Source organism: Diaphorobacter aerolatus (genome assembly GCF_014489535.1).
Lineage (GTDB): Bacteria > Pseudomonadota > Gammaproteobacteria > Burkholderiales > Burkholderiaceae_C > Diaphorobacter_A > Diaphorobacter_A aerolatus.
The window spans coordinates 437067-451409 of the sequence record NZ_CP060783.1; the positions used below are offsets into that span (position 1 = coordinate 437067).

The 14343-nt window shown below is 60.6% G+C and carries 13 protein-coding genes and 2 pseudogenes; 7 read left to right on the plus strand and 8 right to left on the minus strand.

The window, feature by feature from the left end:
* Positions 1-190: 190 nt before the first annotated feature.
* The 5 genes and pseudogenes from H9K75_RS02100 to leuC all read right to left on the minus strand — a co-directional run bounded on the left by H9K75_RS02100 (position 191) and on the right by leuC (position 4733).
* The gene (locus H9K75_RS02100) at positions 191-484 is read right to left on the minus strand and encodes an antibiotic biosynthesis monooxygenase family protein (protein WP_187724582.1); all 294 of its coding nucleotides are present in this window, start codon (positions 482-484) and stop codon (positions 191-193) included.
* Positions 459-1154, minus strand: coding sequence for a 3-isopropylmalate dehydratase small subunit (leuD, locus tag H9K75_RS02105; RefSeq protein WP_187724583.1), 696 nt, complete (start codon positions 1152-1154; stop codon positions 459-461). Before leuD ends, H9K75_RS02100 begins: the two co-directional genes overlap by 26 nt.
* A 4-nt stretch (positions 1155-1158) precedes the next feature.
* Positions 1159-2079 carry a ketopantoate reductase family protein gene (locus H9K75_RS02110; RefSeq protein WP_187724584.1) on the minus strand — a complete coding sequence of 307 codons (921 nt, stop codon included), beginning with the start codon at positions 2077-2079 and terminating at the stop codon, positions 1159-1161.
* Positions 2080-2090: 11 nt separating this feature from the next.
* Positions 2091-3262, minus strand: a pseudogene (locus H9K75_RS02115) (enolase C-terminal domain-like protein).
* A 3-nt stretch (positions 3263-3265) separates the two neighbouring features.
* A pseudogene (gene leuC / locus H9K75_RS02120) lies at positions 3266-4733 on the minus strand (3-isopropylmalate dehydratase large subunit).
* 169 nt (positions 4734-4902) lie between these two features.
* Here leuC and H9K75_RS02125 point away from each other — a divergent pair.
* The 6 genes from H9K75_RS02125 (at position 4903) to H9K75_RS02150 (ending at position 10103) form a co-directional block, all read left to right on the plus strand.
* A complete protein-coding gene (locus H9K75_RS02125; protein ID WP_187724585.1) occupies positions 4903-5631 on the plus strand; it encodes a GntR family transcriptional regulator in 729 nt (242 codons plus the stop codon).
* Between the two features lie 182 nt (positions 5632-5813).
* On the plus strand, positions 5814-7496 hold the full coding sequence (locus H9K75_RS02130; protein WP_187724586.1) for a hybrid sensor histidine kinase/response regulator: 1683 nt from the start codon (positions 5814-5816) through the stop codon (positions 7494-7496).
* Positions 7497-7541: 45 nt separating this feature from the next.
* A complete protein-coding gene (locus H9K75_RS02135) occupies positions 7542-8198 on the plus strand; it encodes a response regulator transcription factor (RefSeq protein ID WP_187724587.1) in 657 nt (218 codons plus the stop codon).
* A gap of 100 nt (positions 8199-8298) precedes the next feature.
* Positions 8299-9240: a hypothetical protein gene (locus H9K75_RS02140; protein ID WP_187724588.1), complete on the plus strand. Its 942-nt coding sequence runs from the start codon at positions 8299-8301 to the stop codon at positions 9238-9240.
* Positions 9201-9398, plus strand: coding sequence for a hypothetical protein (locus tag H9K75_RS02145; protein ID WP_187724589.1), 198 nt, complete (start codon positions 9201-9203; stop codon positions 9396-9398). Before H9K75_RS02140 ends, H9K75_RS02145 begins: the two co-directional genes overlap by 40 nt.
* A 285-nt stretch (positions 9399-9683) precedes the next feature.
* Positions 9684-10103 (plus strand): ribonuclease HI family protein, encoded by a 420-nt coding sequence (locus tag H9K75_RS02150; RefSeq protein WP_187724590.1) that lies wholly within the window; start codon positions 9684-9686, stop codon positions 10101-10103.
* Between the two features lie 92 nt (positions 10104-10195).
* On the opposite strand, the gene H9K75_RS02155 is transcribed toward H9K75_RS02150, so the two are convergent.
* Both H9K75_RS02155 and H9K75_RS02160 read right to left on the minus strand, forming a co-directional pair.
* On the minus strand, positions 10196-10513 hold the full coding sequence (locus tag H9K75_RS02155; RefSeq protein ID WP_187724591.1) for a hypothetical protein: 318 nt from the start codon (positions 10511-10513) through the stop codon (positions 10196-10198).
* A gap of 52 nt (positions 10514-10565) precedes the next feature.
* Entirely contained in the window at positions 10566-11564 is a 999-nt protein-coding gene (locus tag H9K75_RS02160) for a DNA-binding protein (protein WP_319016867.1), read from the minus strand.
* A gap of 162 nt (positions 11565-11726) precedes the next feature.
* Here H9K75_RS02160 and H9K75_RS02165 point away from each other — a divergent pair, with 162 nt between their 5' ends.
* On the plus strand, positions 11727-12710 hold the full coding sequence (locus H9K75_RS02165) for a site-specific integrase (RefSeq protein ID WP_404826399.1): 984 nt from the start codon (positions 11727-11729) through the stop codon (positions 12708-12710).
* A 96-nt stretch (positions 12711-12806) separates the two neighbouring features.
* Here H9K75_RS02165 and bioB read toward each other — a convergent pair whose 3' ends face one another.
* Entirely contained in the window at positions 12807-13859 is a 1053-nt protein-coding gene (gene bioB / locus H9K75_RS02170; protein WP_187724594.1) for a biotin synthase BioB, read from the minus strand.
* Positions 13860-14343 lie beyond the last annotated feature (484 nt).

Consider the following 14343-nt stretch of genomic DNA (forward strand, 5'->3'; position numbering starts at 1 on the left):
AAACGGAACGATGAGCCGCACGGGGCGTTTGGGGTAGTCCGCTGCGCTCGCGGTAGTGTCCGCGGCCAACGAGCCAAACGAAATGCCGCAGGCAAGCGCCGTCAGCGACAGAGTGCAGACGGCGCGTCGTGTGAAATGGGAAAGGGGGCGCATGGTTTGTCTCCAGATGCTGTTTATGGGGAGGGAACGGTTATTCGGTCAATTCGGCAAAATGCAGGCTTTCGGGGCGCTTTGCGTAGTAGGGATCCAGCAAGGCTTTCCAGCTCACATGTTCCCGCGCCTGTCTGAAGGTGACCGTGTGATCTTCAAGGCGCTTCCAGTGCACCAGCAGCAGGTAACGCGACGGGGTTTCAACGCCTCGCCGCAGCTCGTGGGAGACATAGCCCTCTGCGTTGCGCAGCAAGGCCTGCGCCTTTGAGAACGCGCCCTCAAACGCACTCTCCTGCGCGGGCAGAATGTCAAGCGTGGTCAGTTGGAGCATCATGATTGGGGTCCGATGGCGTGCCGAAGTTGGATTCGTTGAACAGCCAGGGTTGCGCCTGCCGGTGGCGAGCCTCGAAGCTGCGTATCTGCGCGGCGCTTTGCAGCGTGGTGCCGATCTCGTCGAGTCCTTGCAGCAGGCTTTGGCGTCGTGCTTCGGCAATGTGAAATGGAACGATCTGCTGCGACGGCAGGGTGATGCGTTGGAGTTCCAGATCGACGTCCAATGCGTAGCCCTCGCGCGCCTCTACGTCGTTGAACAGTTGATCCACGAGTTCCTCGTCGAGTGTTACGGCGAGCAGGCCGTTCTTGAAACTGTTTTCGAGAAAGATGTCGGCAAAGCTGGGTGCAATCAGTACGCGAATCCCGTACTGCGTGATGGCCCAGGGCGCGTGCTCGCGGCTGGAGCCGCAGCCGAAATTGCGTCGGGCGAGCAGAATCGAAGCGCCCTTGTAGCGCGGCTGGTTCAGCACGAAATCGGGATTGACTCTGCGGTGGATGAGATCCGTGCCGAGTTCGCCCGGATCGAGGTAGCGCAGGCCATCAAACAGATACGGGCCGAAGCCGGTCCGCGACACCGATTTCATGAACTGCTTGGGCAAGATGGCGTCGGTGTCGATGTTGGCGCGATCCATGGGGACCACGATTCCGTGGTGGCGTGTGAACGATTGCATGGCGTCACCTTTGCCACTGGCGCTCACGCGCCTTGACCAGGCTGACGAGCGTGCTGTTGACGGGAGTCTTCACGCCGACGCTGGCCGCCTGCCGGGGAACCGCCCCATTGATGACGTCGATTTCGCTACAACGCCTGGCCTCGTGATCCTGCAGCGCGGAAGGTTTGGCATGGGGCATGCGCGCACCGAACTCACGCACCAATGCGACGGGGTCGGCCGCGGTGATGCGTATTCCCAGTGCCTTGGCCACCGTCCACGCTTCGACGGCGGCGGCGCGACTGACGGGCCCCATCTCCGGGTCGTCCATGACCTCGCCAACGGTCATTCCCGTGAGCGCGCAGGGGGCGCTGTAGGCCACGTTGCAAATGAGCTTCTCCCATTGCATGGCCTTGATGTCCTCGACCGCCTGCACGTCGAACCCTGCGCTGCGCCAGGCTTCGGCGACGTCCTCGACGCGCTTTGCGGGCAGCCCGGCGTAAGCACCGAAGCGCATCGCCTGCATTGCATTGTGGTGCGCCTTTCCCGGCCCCTGCAGGGATGCGCCGAAGCCGCTTGCAATGCCAACGATCAGCCGGTCAGCGCCCACGACGCTGGCCACCGTGTCTGCCGCACCCAATCCGTTCTGTATGGTCAGCATGACGGTCTGCTCGCCCAGCATCGGCAGCGACTGCGTGGCCGCCCGCTTCACATCGGCAGCCTTGACGGCGAGTATCACCAGATCCACGGACTCGTCCGGTGCATGCCGGTATGCGCGCATCGGCACGCTGTGTTCGCCAAGCGGTCCGCTCAATTGCAGCCCGTCGCGATGGATGGCATCGACATGCTCCGCCGAGCGGGAAATGGCGATGACGTCGTGTCCCGCGCGTGCCAGCAGTCCCGCGTAAACCGAGCCCATGGCGCCGCAACCCATAATTGCAATTTTCATGTGCAGCTCCTTCAGCCCTCGATAAGGCGGCGCACGACCGCGTCGAGACCCGGCTTTTCCTCGAGCCCGAATCCGGGCGCGTCGCTCGGCCGGGCGAAACCTTCGGCGACCATGCAGTCTGCCGGTAACCGCCAAACGGCTGGAATACTCCGGGATAGACCTCGCATCCACCCAGTCCCAGGCCCGCCACGATATGCAGGTTGATGAGATGCCCACCATGCGGGTAGACCTGCTGCCTTGAGAAACCGTGCGCCTCGAGCGCCTGCATCGTGACCATGTAGTCGGTCAGGCCGTAGCTCAGCGCGGCGTCCATCTGGAACACATCCTTGCCGGGACGCATGCCGCCAAAACGCAGCAGGTTGACGGTATCCACGGTCGAGAAAAGATTCTCTCCAGTGGCGATTGCGCCGCCGTATTCGTTTGCAAGCGCGGCGTTCAGCGCATAGTCGAGCGGGTCACCGATCTCTTCATACCAGCGCAGGTCGAGCGGGGCGATGGCGCCTGCATACCTGAGCGCCGTGGATTGATCGAAGCGGCCATTCGCATCGACCGCGAGATTCTGTCCACTGCCAGCCATCTGGATCGCGGCGTCGATGCGCACGAGGTCCTCATCGAGAGAAGCGCCGCCGATCTTGATCTTGAAGGCGTTGAATCCAAGATCCTGGTACTGCGCAAGCTCGTTTTTCAGGCGCGCGACGGAATCACCCGGATAGTAGTAGCCGCCCGCCGCGTAGACAGGCACCGGCGCTTGCTCTTCGGGCTGACGATTCGCGGCGCGGGCGATGGTGGCGTAGGCGGGCTCGCCGAGCAGTTTGGCGTTGAGGTCCCAGATCGCCAGCTCGAGCGCGCCCACGGCTGCCGCGCGATCTCCGTGGCCGCCTGGCTTTTCGTTGCTCATGGCGGCACGCAGTACGGCCGCAGCACTGAATTGGGTGCCGTCCGGCGAGAGCAGCTTTTCCGGTGGGGTCTCGAGCACGCGTGGAATGAAGCGCTCGCGCAGCAAGCCGCCTTGTGCGAATCGCCCAATCGAATTGAACGCCACACCTACCACCGGACGTCCGTTGCGGATCACGTCGCTGACGACCGCGACCAGCGATACGTTGTGCGTGGAAAAATTCACCAGTGCATTCGAGATCTGTCCTTCCAGCGGGACCGAAACTTCTCGTATGGCTGCGATTCGCATAAGTTACCTTGCTTGTTGTGTGGTTGAGATGGATGAAGGAGGCGTCCAGCCATCCGGGTCGCCGACATCGACGAAATGACCTGCGATGGCTGCGGCTGCGGCCATCGCGGGACTCACGAGATGGGTTCGGCCTCCGACGCCTTGCCGGTCTTCGAAATTGCGGTTCGAGGTGGATGCGCAGCGCTCGCCGGGCGACAACTGATCCGGGTTCATGCCCACGCACATGGAGCACCCGGCATCGCGCCACTCGAATCCGGCATTCACGAAGATGCGGTCGAGACCTTCGCGCTCCGCCTGTGCCTTCACAAGGCCCGAGCCAGGCACGACCAGCGCGCGGCGTATGCTCGGCGCGATATGCCGGTCCTTCACGATGGCGGCGGCGTCGCGCAGATCCTCGATTCGCGAATTGGTGCACGAACCGATGAAGATGGTGTCCGGCGCAATGCGGTTCAGCGGCATGCCGGGCTCAAGGCCCATGTACTTCAGGGCGCGCTCCATGCCGGCACGCTTGACGGGATCGGGCTGATCGGCAGGGTCGGGAATGAGGCTATCGATGTCGCCCGCCATATCGGGTGAGGTTCCCCACGTGACCATGGGCCGGAGCGCACTGACGTCCAGTTCTACAACGGAGTCGAACACGGCGCCGGCGTCGCTCGTCAACGTCGACCAGTAGGCAACCGCGGCCTGCCACTGTTCGCCGCCGGGCGCGAGGGCGCGGTCCTTGAGATAGGCGATGGTGGCCGCATCGACGCCGATCATGCCGCATCGCGCGCCGGACTCGATGGCCAGATTGCACAGCGTCATGCGGCCTTCCATGGACAACGCCTGCACCGCCGCGCCTGCGTACTCGACCGCGTAGGAGGTCGCACCGGCGCTGCCCAATTGCCGGATCAGCGCCAGAGCCATGTCCTTGGCCGTGACGCCCCTGGCGAGTTGACCGTTGAATCGCACGAGCATGCGCTTCGGCTTGCGCGCGCGCAGAGTCTGCGTTGCCAGCACATGTTCGACCTCCGAGGTGCCGATGCCATGGGCAATCGCGGCAAACGCGCCGTGAGTGCTGGTGTGGCTGTCGCCGCAGACAATGGTGGTGCCGGGCAGGGTGGCCCCGACTCGGGCCAACGACATGCACAATCCCTTGCCGCGCGTCGCCGAGGGGCAGAAGCGGCACGCCGGTATCGGCGCAGTTGCGGGTCAGCGTATCGATCTGGATTCTGGCAAGGGGATCGGCCACCGGCAGTGCACGGTTCGTTGTCGGCACGTTGTGATCGGGCGTCGCAAGATTGGCGCGCGGACGCCACGGGCTGATGCCGGAGAGGCGCAACCCCTCGAATGCCTGCGGACTGGTCACCTCGTGAAGCAGGTGCCGGTCGATGTAGAGCACGTTGGTTCCGTCCGCTTCGACGTTGACGACATGCGCGTCCCAGACCTTGTCGAACAAGGTGCGCGGTGACTGTGGCGTTGCAGGGGTCATGGGATGCGAATGTCCAGCGAAGATGAACCAACAAACAATATGTTGGTACATATTAAATTGCAGTCCCACCTAAATGTCAATAGGTGTTTCAGTGACGCCATGGCGCATTGCTACACTGGGGACAGCGAAACATCTGGGGGCCTCTGCAGAGGTCCTCTACCACCAAGCAATGGCTGTCACCCTCTATCAACGCGTTGCCGAAGACCTGCTTGCCAAGATCAAATCCCGCGTCTACGCAGAGGGGGCGATCCTGCCGTCGGAGCTGCAATTGATGGAGCAGTACGCCACCAGTCGCAACACGATTCGCGCGGCGCTGAAGCAGCTCGAAGACATGGGCCTGGTGTCGCGCAAGCGCAATCGCGGAACCATGGTGATGGGATTGCCCACGGCCAGCGCGTTTTCGCAGCCCCTGACCACGCTGGATGATCTGGTCAGCTATGCGAGCAGCGCCAAGCGCAAGGTCGCGTCCAGTGAGGAGGTGGTGCTCGACATTGGCCTCGCGCGCGAACTGGGTTGCGCTCCGGGCTCGCGCTGGATGCATATCGGCATGGAGCGCCGCGAGGACAGGGCGCAGGTGCCGCTGGCCTGGACCGACGCCTACGTGGACCCGCACTACGAGGGCATCCAGAAGCTGGCCGAAACCCATGCCGATCAACTGCTTTGCGATCTGCTTGAAGCGCACTACGGCCGCCGCGTCGTCGCGATCAACCAGACGATTTCGGCAACCGCGATTGAAGACCGCGTGGCGCGCAAGCTGCACATCGCCGAGGGAGAACCGGGCCTGAAGGTGATCCGCCGCTACCGGGATTCGGGCAAGGCGCTGGTGCTGGTGACTCGCTCCATCTACGCCGGCGGGCGCTACGAGGTCGCCACGACCCTGGTGCGCAATCAGGGTTGAACGGATCGCATTGCGTGTGTTTTTCGCTCCGGCGCGTTCGTTTTGAGCGCTCCGACATACAAATCATCTAGCATGTCTATCGTAGCTAGCATGGTAATAGCTCATTTTCCACCCCGCTGAGGAGGGGTAGCCAATCGGAGTCGATCCGCATCCACTGCTACCCGTGTTTTCTAAGGATGCGTATGTTTCAGGGCAACCCGTTTGAACGATTGAAGCAATTGTTCAAACAGACGGATTTGGATCGCTACGACCCGGAGCGTGGACAGGCCTTTCAGAGGCTGTTCGTCGCACCCACCTGTGCGATCTTCATGGCATTCATTGTCCATACAGGCAAGCTGCCACCGGACACGGCCCAATTCGCCCAAGTGTTGTATGGCGGGTATCTGGTGCTCGCAATCCTGCTGTTTTACTGGATCGTCAAGCGACCAGGCATTGATCCGTCGCGAAGGATTCTTGCAATGCTGCTCGACTATTCGGGCATCGCGTTCAGCCTGGCGATCGGCGGAGAGTACTTTCTCCCCATTTTCGCGGCGCTGGTGTGGGTCACCGTCGGCTACGGCATGCGATACGGCGTTCGCTACCTGTTTCTGGCCACCGGATTCGCACTGGTTTCGATTGCGGCGACGACGGTTTCGAGCGTCTACTGGCGCAGCCATCCATATGTGGTGGTGACGCTCACGCTCATCATTCTGATGGTCCCCGCGTATTTGCAGGGACTGCTGCAACGGCTGCATCAGGCATATCGGGAGGCGCTGGATGCCAACACGGCCAAATCGCGATTTCTGGCCCAGGCAAGCCACGATCTGAGGCAGCCGCTCCATGCGATCAGCATGTTTACCTGGTGCCTGCGGGAAGAAAATCTGGGCAGCCGGGAGCGCAATCTGGTCGAGGATATTGACCGCTCACTGGAGTCGGTCTCCAGATTGTTTCAATCCCTGCTGGACGTATCGACGCTGGACAGCGGCAGCGTCACCTCCAACCCCGAGACCATTTGCGTAGCCGACCTGTTTGACGACATCGCCCGTCACAACATGAGCGCGGCGCAGTGGGAGGGCGTCAACCTGCGCATTCGCAGACCCGGAATTTTCGTGAAGACAGATCCCGCGCTGCTGGCGACGATTCTGCAGAACCTCGTGGGAAACGCAATCAAGTACGCGCCCAACAACTCCGTATTGGTGGGATGCAGGCGGCACGGTCGCACGGCCTCCATCGTGGTGCTGGACCAAGGGCAGGGCATCGCGGCCGAGCATCTGCCTCATCTATTCGACGAGTTCTACCAGGTCAAGGAGCGCGGAAGCCGCCACGTCGAAGGCGTCGGGCTAGGGCTCTCCATCGTCAAGCGCCTCAGCAAGCTGCTGGGGTTGACGGTCTCGATACGGTCGAACCTTGGGCGCGGGACGAGCGTCACCCTCAGCGGCCTGGAAGTGGTTTCCGGCATCACGGAACCCGGTGTTGAATCGCGCTCCTACGTCAGTGGGGCGCTTGCCGGCTGCAAGGTTCTCTTGATCGAGGATTCCCGCGACGTGCTGCATGCGACCGCGATGATGATGCAGTCCTGGGGTTGCGAAGTACAGACCGAATTGGGAATGCCCAAAGAACTCGGTGACTGGGATCTGGTGGTCTCTGATTACGACCTGGGCGACGGGATGACGGGCGGAGACTGCATTCTGGCGCTGAGACGCCATATCCCCGCATTGCCCGCCTTGATCATGACCGGCCACGATATCGACCGGGTCGCCGCAGAAACGGAACAGCAGATACCGGTGATGGCCAAGCCGGTCAAGCCATCCGCACTCAAGAAAATGATGCTGTCGTTGACCTCCCAAAATGCGGAGCAGGCTCCATTTCCCTTGACAACGGAGTAGTCCGAAGCACACCGTTATTTTCGACTTGTCAGTTGAAGCGCAAAAATGAAGAAAAACGAAAATCAATATGGATACGGAATGGTGGTGGATGACCATCCTCTGGTTGCCCATGGAATCACGGAGTTTTTGACCCGCCATCCCATGCTTTCGCATGCCATGAACGTGCAGAGCACGGCCGCCGTGTGGCAAACCATTGCGGACCAATCCGAACCCGCAATCATCCTGGTCGACTATTGGATTGGCGACGAGAGCACCAGCGAATTCATACAGGAACTGCGCCGGAGATGTCCGCAGATTCGTGTTCTCGGCATCAGTGGTGACGCGAGAAGGCAGGAAATCACCGAGGCACTTCAACGATGCGGCGCACACGGTTTCTATGGGAAGAATGAGTCGGCGCAAAGACTCTTTCAAGCCGTGCAGGTGCTGCTCTCGGGCGCGGAGTGGTTCACTCCTGAGAAAGCACCGACCCCACGCGCCGTACCCCGCGACATTCCCGTTTCTGCCAGAAATCTGGGCCTGACCGAGCGTCAGGGACAGACGCTGTCACTGGTATTGGAGGGGAAGTCCAACAAGCAAATTGCACAGGAACTGGGACTCTCCGAGCATACGATCAAAGAGTATGTATCCGCGATCTTCATTCGCCTCGGGGTAAGCAACCGCACCCAGCTCATTCAAGCGATGCACGGACGCAGCGTGCAGTGATTTTTTTCGCCGAGGTGCCAACGCGAGCCGTGCAATATGTACCTTGATCCCCCGAAAGAGGGGAATCGCGAAAGTGTGCAAACCACTAGACTCAAAGTCTTTGCCTCGCGGGCTGAGTAACACTGGGAGTTGTGCAGATGAAGAATCGCTTGTTATGCGGAAAGAGTGCCTTGCTTCTGAGCGCCGCCACGCTCGCTGGCTGTGGGCTGATGCCGGCTCAGCAACAGCGGGGCTGTATCCAGGCGAGAGCAACGAGATGTGGGCCACGCCGCCGGAGTTTTCTGCGGTGGGCGAGCGCTGGCAAGCCCGTTTGAATGAAGGCAAGGCACTGCTGATTTTTGCCGTTCCCAAAACCAAATTCGGCGATGAAATCGACATCAGGCACGGCACAAGCACGTACTCATCCGGTACGTTGTGGTTCCACAGCAAAACGAAGAACGTCAAGGGCCTGTCGGTCACGCTGGGCAGCGACTCGGCGATTGCCTACCGCGTGATGTTCTATGAGCCGGGCACCTACAACATGGAGCATTTTTTCGGACTGATGCACGGCAGCCAATTCAACGAGAAAATGGCGGATCGCCAGCCCAAGCCATTGAGTGTCGGTGTCGTGGATTTCTCCGGCACGTACACCTACGAATGGGGATCAAAAACCGTCTGGCGCGAACCCAAGTATGAACGGCGGCGGTCGGAGCAGTTCGTGTGCAGCTACGTCATTGCAGGCACCGACCAATGCATCTCGGGCAACTATGTGCAGGGCACGCAGACCGTCATGACGGACGCAGGCGGCCGTGACAGCATACCCGTCAGCGAGAAAAGAAGCGCGGTGCACAGCCATGTGATGCTCAAGCAGCCCTTTGCGAGCATCACCGTCAATGCCGGTGAAGTGATCATCACCGACGGCATCGTGGGCAAACTACCCAACGTCGATTACGCCGACGATGCCTGCATGCCGACGGCCGACAAGAAGGCCGTTGTGAGTTGCGTGCGTTCGTCGCGGAAACGGTGCCAGTCAATCTCGAGCGCTTCAATGCCGAACAATTGAGACTGTCGGAGATCGAAACCGGCATTGTGATCAAGGCGCAAGGCATCGAATTTGATCGCAGCAAACGAAACAAGTCCGGAAACGGCATCTACGACACCAACGTCAAGATCAGCGATTCGATGCGCGCCGTGCTCAGTCGGGCTCAATATCGCCCTTGAAGATCCACGGCACTCCGCTGAACGAGAAGTACACGCCCATCTACGGCGGCAAGGCGTATGGCTTGTTTGCGAAATAAGCCGCTGAATTGGTTGCCAAGAGGAACGCGGGCCGTGCCAAATTCCTTGGCTTTGCCAAAGCATCGCGGTAGGACCATTTACTAGATACGATGTATATTATGTTAAATTACATATTGATCGATATGGGCCCCGCCCATGCAGTGGCTCAGAGCTTTCCTATCCACCACCCATTCCGCGACCGCTTGTCGCCTCAGTTAAGCTAACGCCATGCAAACGCGCACATGGCTGGTTTACATCGACGGCAGCGCCATGCCCAATCCAGGGCGGCTTGGCATTGGAGGGGTTGTGTACGCCCCGGACGGCGGCGTGCATCGGTTCAGTCAGCGGCTGCGGCGCGTTGGTTGCAACAACGAAGCGGAAGCTCGGGCCGGTATTTATGCGCTGGAATGGCTGCATGAAATGCGGGCAGCGCATGTGTTGATTCACACGGACAACAGCATTCTTGCCGACCAACTGGGCCTCGCAGTGCCCAAGCGTATCGAGCGCCTGCACGCCGTTTATGAGAAGGCCCGCAACTTGGCTCGGCAGTTTTCAAGTGTGCGCGTGCAATGGATTCCACGGCACAAAAACGCAATCGCCGATGCTCTGGCTCGGGCGAGGTTCACGCGCCGGAGCATGTTGCATTGAGGCACGCGTCTGCTTGCAGATTGATGGCAGAGCTTTGAGCTCGAAGGCGGGCCGGGCTCAGTGTTTCAGACGCGTTTTTTTGGGAATGCTGGTCATTTTCTTCCCCTGAGCGTGGAAGGCCGCGCTTGAGGATGTCCCGGTGCCACGGCGTTTTCAAGCTTTTGCAGACGTTCGGAAACACTGAGCAGATCTCTCAGCAATGCGGCCTTTTCATCCTGCATGATCAGCAACCTGTCTTCGAGCACCCTCACCCGTTCGCCAGAATCTGCCAGCAGCCTGGAAGTTTGTTTTTGCTGTGACTCCAACTGTGCCTCGGCGAGTTTTCCGGTCTGGCGGGCGCGATCCACTTCGGCGAGCAGGCGGCGCTCCTGGGCCGTTGCCCGCGCTTCGATGCGTTCGCGTTCCTGCACGCGTCTGCTTGCAGATTGATGGCAGAGCTTTGAGCTCGAAGGCGGGCCGGGCTCAGTGTTTCAGACGCGTTTTTTTGGGAATGCTGGTCATTTTCTTCCCCCTGAGCGTGGAAGGCCGCGCTTGAGGATGTCCCGGTGCCACGGCGTTTTCAAGCTTTTGCAGACGTTCGGAAACACTGAGCAGATCTCTCAGCAATGCGGCCTTTTCATCCTGCATGATCAGCAACCTGTCTTCGAGCACCCTCACCCGTTCGCCAGAATCTGCCAGCAGCCTGGAAGTTTGTTTTTGCTGTGACTCCAACTGTGCCTCGGCGAGTTTTCCGGTCTGGCGGGCGCGATCCACTTCGGCGAGCAGGCGGCGCTCCTGGGCCGTTGCCCGCGCTTCGATGCGTTCGCGTTCCTTGCGGTGTTCTTCGTCTTTGACCTGGGTAAATTGCCGCATGGCATCCATTGCGATGCGCTGTTTCGCCAGATCGGAGCGCAGCGCTTCGGCCTCGCTGGTCTTGGCATGAAGCATCTGCTTGGTCTCTTCGAGTTGCCGCGCCTGTTGAAGTATCTGTTGGTCCTTGGCGAACATGGCCGCTTCCAGCGCCGAGGCCCGCTCGGCAAAGCGTTGAACTTCGGCATCGAATAGCTCGCGCTGCGTCTGAAGGACTGCGGCTTCCTGCGAAAGCGACTGTTTCTGGCTCGCGATTTCCGCTTGGGCGAGATCGGATGCGATTTGCCGCGCCCTTCCCCACAGCGTCTTTGCGGCTCGAATGACGGGTGGCGGCAGATCCTCTGCGAAGCCGTGATCGATTGCATGGCTCGCATCAGTCGGCCCGATCAGAGAGGACGGCAGGTCCACGTCGGATTTCAGACGTTTGGCGAGTGCCGCGTACCAACTGTCGAGCATCGGCCCCACGGTATTGGGTGAGCCACGGCCCATTTGCAGCCGGATGCGTTCGATGGTCGGACGCTCGCCCCTGTCGAGCACCGCATCGGCTGCGGCCCAGACGTCCTCCAATTGGACTCCACGAGGGCCTCTCACACTGATCATTTGCGTTTCCATGGCCGACACCTTAAATTACCTACGATAAATGAAGATTATCGTCATTTTATAAGATAATTCATAATATACAATACGTATTACGTAATTTTTACTACATCCATGCCAAGTTTAATGCGATATGGCTCTGATTTCAATGGCTTTGCGCTTCTTGATCCGCTGAAATTGTCAGAAATCGCCTCGCAGGCAGTCGAGGAGTTGCTGCGCGAGGGCGAATCGGCGAACACGCTTGCCAGTTATCGCGGCGCGCTTCGGTACTGGGCCGCGTGGTATCAATTGCGATTTGGTCGGGTCATTGCCCTGCCCTTGCCGCCGAGCGCGGTCATGCAATTCATCGTCGACCATGCCGAGCGCACCACCGCGGCTGGGCGGCGGCATGAACTGCCCAAGGAAATCGACGAGTTGCTCGTGAGGCTGAAGTTCAAGGGCAAGACCGGGCCCATGACGCTCAATACGCTCACGCATCGCGTGTCGGTGTTGTCCAAGGCGCACCAGACGCGGCAATTGACCAACCCGTGTCAGGACGCCAAGGTGCGGGAGTTGCTGTCGCGAACCCGCCGTGCCTACGGCAAGCGCGGCGATCTACCCCGGAAAAAAGACGCGCTGACGCGCGAGCCATTGATGGCGATGCTGGAGACGTGCGACGACGACGGTCTTCGCGGATTGCGGGATCGCGCCCTGCTATTGTTCGCTTTTGCGACCGGTGGACGTCGCCGCTCGGAAGTCACTGGCGCGGAAATGAAGCATCTGCGGCGCACCGGCGACGATGCATACGTCTACCGGCTGGCGTACTCCAAGACCAATCAGGCCGCTGCGGATCGCCCCGAAAATCTCAAACCCATCGAAGGCATCGCGGCCAGATCCTTGACCGCATGGCTCAAGGCATCCGGTGTGACGGACGGGCGCATTTTTCGGCAGGTGCGCAAAAGCGGCGCCTTGGGCGACGCCCTGTCGCCGTCGGCTGTGCGCGATATCGTCAAATACCGGGCCGAGCAAGCGGGCCTGCCGGACACCTATTCGGCCCACTCCCTTCGCAGTGGCTTCGTGACCGAAGCCGCCGCGCAGAACGTGCCGCTCGCGGACACCATGGCAATGACCGGACATCGCAGCGTAGCGAGCGTGTTGGGTTATTTCCGCCCTCAGGAATGAGCAAGGCGAGGAAGCTGCTGGACTAGGGCCCGCGGGCGCAGGCTCCGGCATGGGCGCCTCGCTGATTGCCGGTCTGATCACGCGTGTCACTGGAACCTAGGCGCTCGCCACGGCGCTGCGTTTTGTACGAAGGCCCAGTTTTTCGATCAGGCGAGCGTCGTCGGCAGCCTCGGGGTTGCCCGTCACGAGCAGCTTGTCTCCATAGAAGATCGAGTTCGCTCCCGCGAGGAAACACAGTGCCTGAACCGCGTCTCCGAGTTGCTGTCGACCCGCGGACAGGCGAACGCGGGCCGCAGGCATGGTGATGCGCGCTACCGCAATCACACGCACGAAATCCAGCGGGTCCACGGGTTCGCTATCCGCGAGCGGCGTGCCGGGCACGCGCACCAGGCTGTTGATCGGCACCGACTCCGGATACGGTTGAAGATTGGCGAGTTGCGCGATCAGCCCTGCGCGGTGTGCGGGTGTCTCGCCCATTCCGACGATGCCGCCGCAGCACACATGGATGCCCGCATCGCGCACCGCCTGCAAGGTGTCGAGGCGATCCTGGTAATGGCGCGTGTTGACCACATCGGCGTAGTACTCCGGCGCGGTGTCGAGGTTGTGGTTGTAGTAGTCGAGTCCGGCGTTTCTGAGCGCCTTCGCGTGACGCGGCTCCAGCATGCCAAGGGTCGCGCAGGTCTGCAGGCCGAGCCGTTTGACTGCGGCGATCAGCTCGCTGACCTTTTCGACATCGCGATCCTTGGGCGCGCGCCATGCAGCGCCCATGCAAAACCGCGTGGCCCCGGCATCCTTGGCGGCCTGCGCTGCGGCGGTCACCTCGTCCACCCCCATGAGCTTCTGCGCCTGCACACCCGTGTCGAACTCAGCCGACTGCGGGCAATAACCGCAGTTCTCGGGGCAGCCTCCGGTTTTCACCGACAACAGCGTCGCCAGTTCCACGTCTGCATCGGGCCAATGCACGCGGTGCACGGACTGCGCTTGCCAAAGAAGCTCCATGAACGGCATGTCGAACAGTCGCTGAATACTCTCGATGCTCCAGATTTTCGTGGCGGTGTCTCGGTGCGCCGGTTTGAAGAACCTCACGTGCTGCTCCTGCACTGCACCGTCGGCACGCGCGGGCGGCTGGATCGGCTGGCTGCTTTTCATCGCGAATCTCCTTCTTTGTCTGAAGGCTGGGATTGTGTGAGTCCCGGCCATCCGTTGGGAAGGCCCTCGCCCGCAAATTGTGGGAATGAAATCCGTGCCGCCTACCTCGGACTACTCCTGCCAATTCGCTCGCGATTTGAACGCATTTGCGTGCCTGTTGAATGATGAAGGCGGAGCTTGGAACAGCGGCTCGCAAATCATCCGAAAAAGCGCGTATCCATGGTCAAGTTCGCCGAAAACTGTATGAGGGTTGATCGAGACCGTCATGCGGGAACTTGTGCGACCTATCTGTGTAGACAGGAATTCGCTCGATTCCTGCGTTTTTTGGGGTTTCGCAGGCGCTCGGCGGCGCAATACCCATCTTGTCCGCTCCGCCTACAACAGAGCTACTGGCGCAGGTCACACTGAATTGCGAAAATCTATCACCGTCCTATCCGCGGCGGAGTTGATTGATTGATTGATTGATTTATCAGGAGTGACAAAC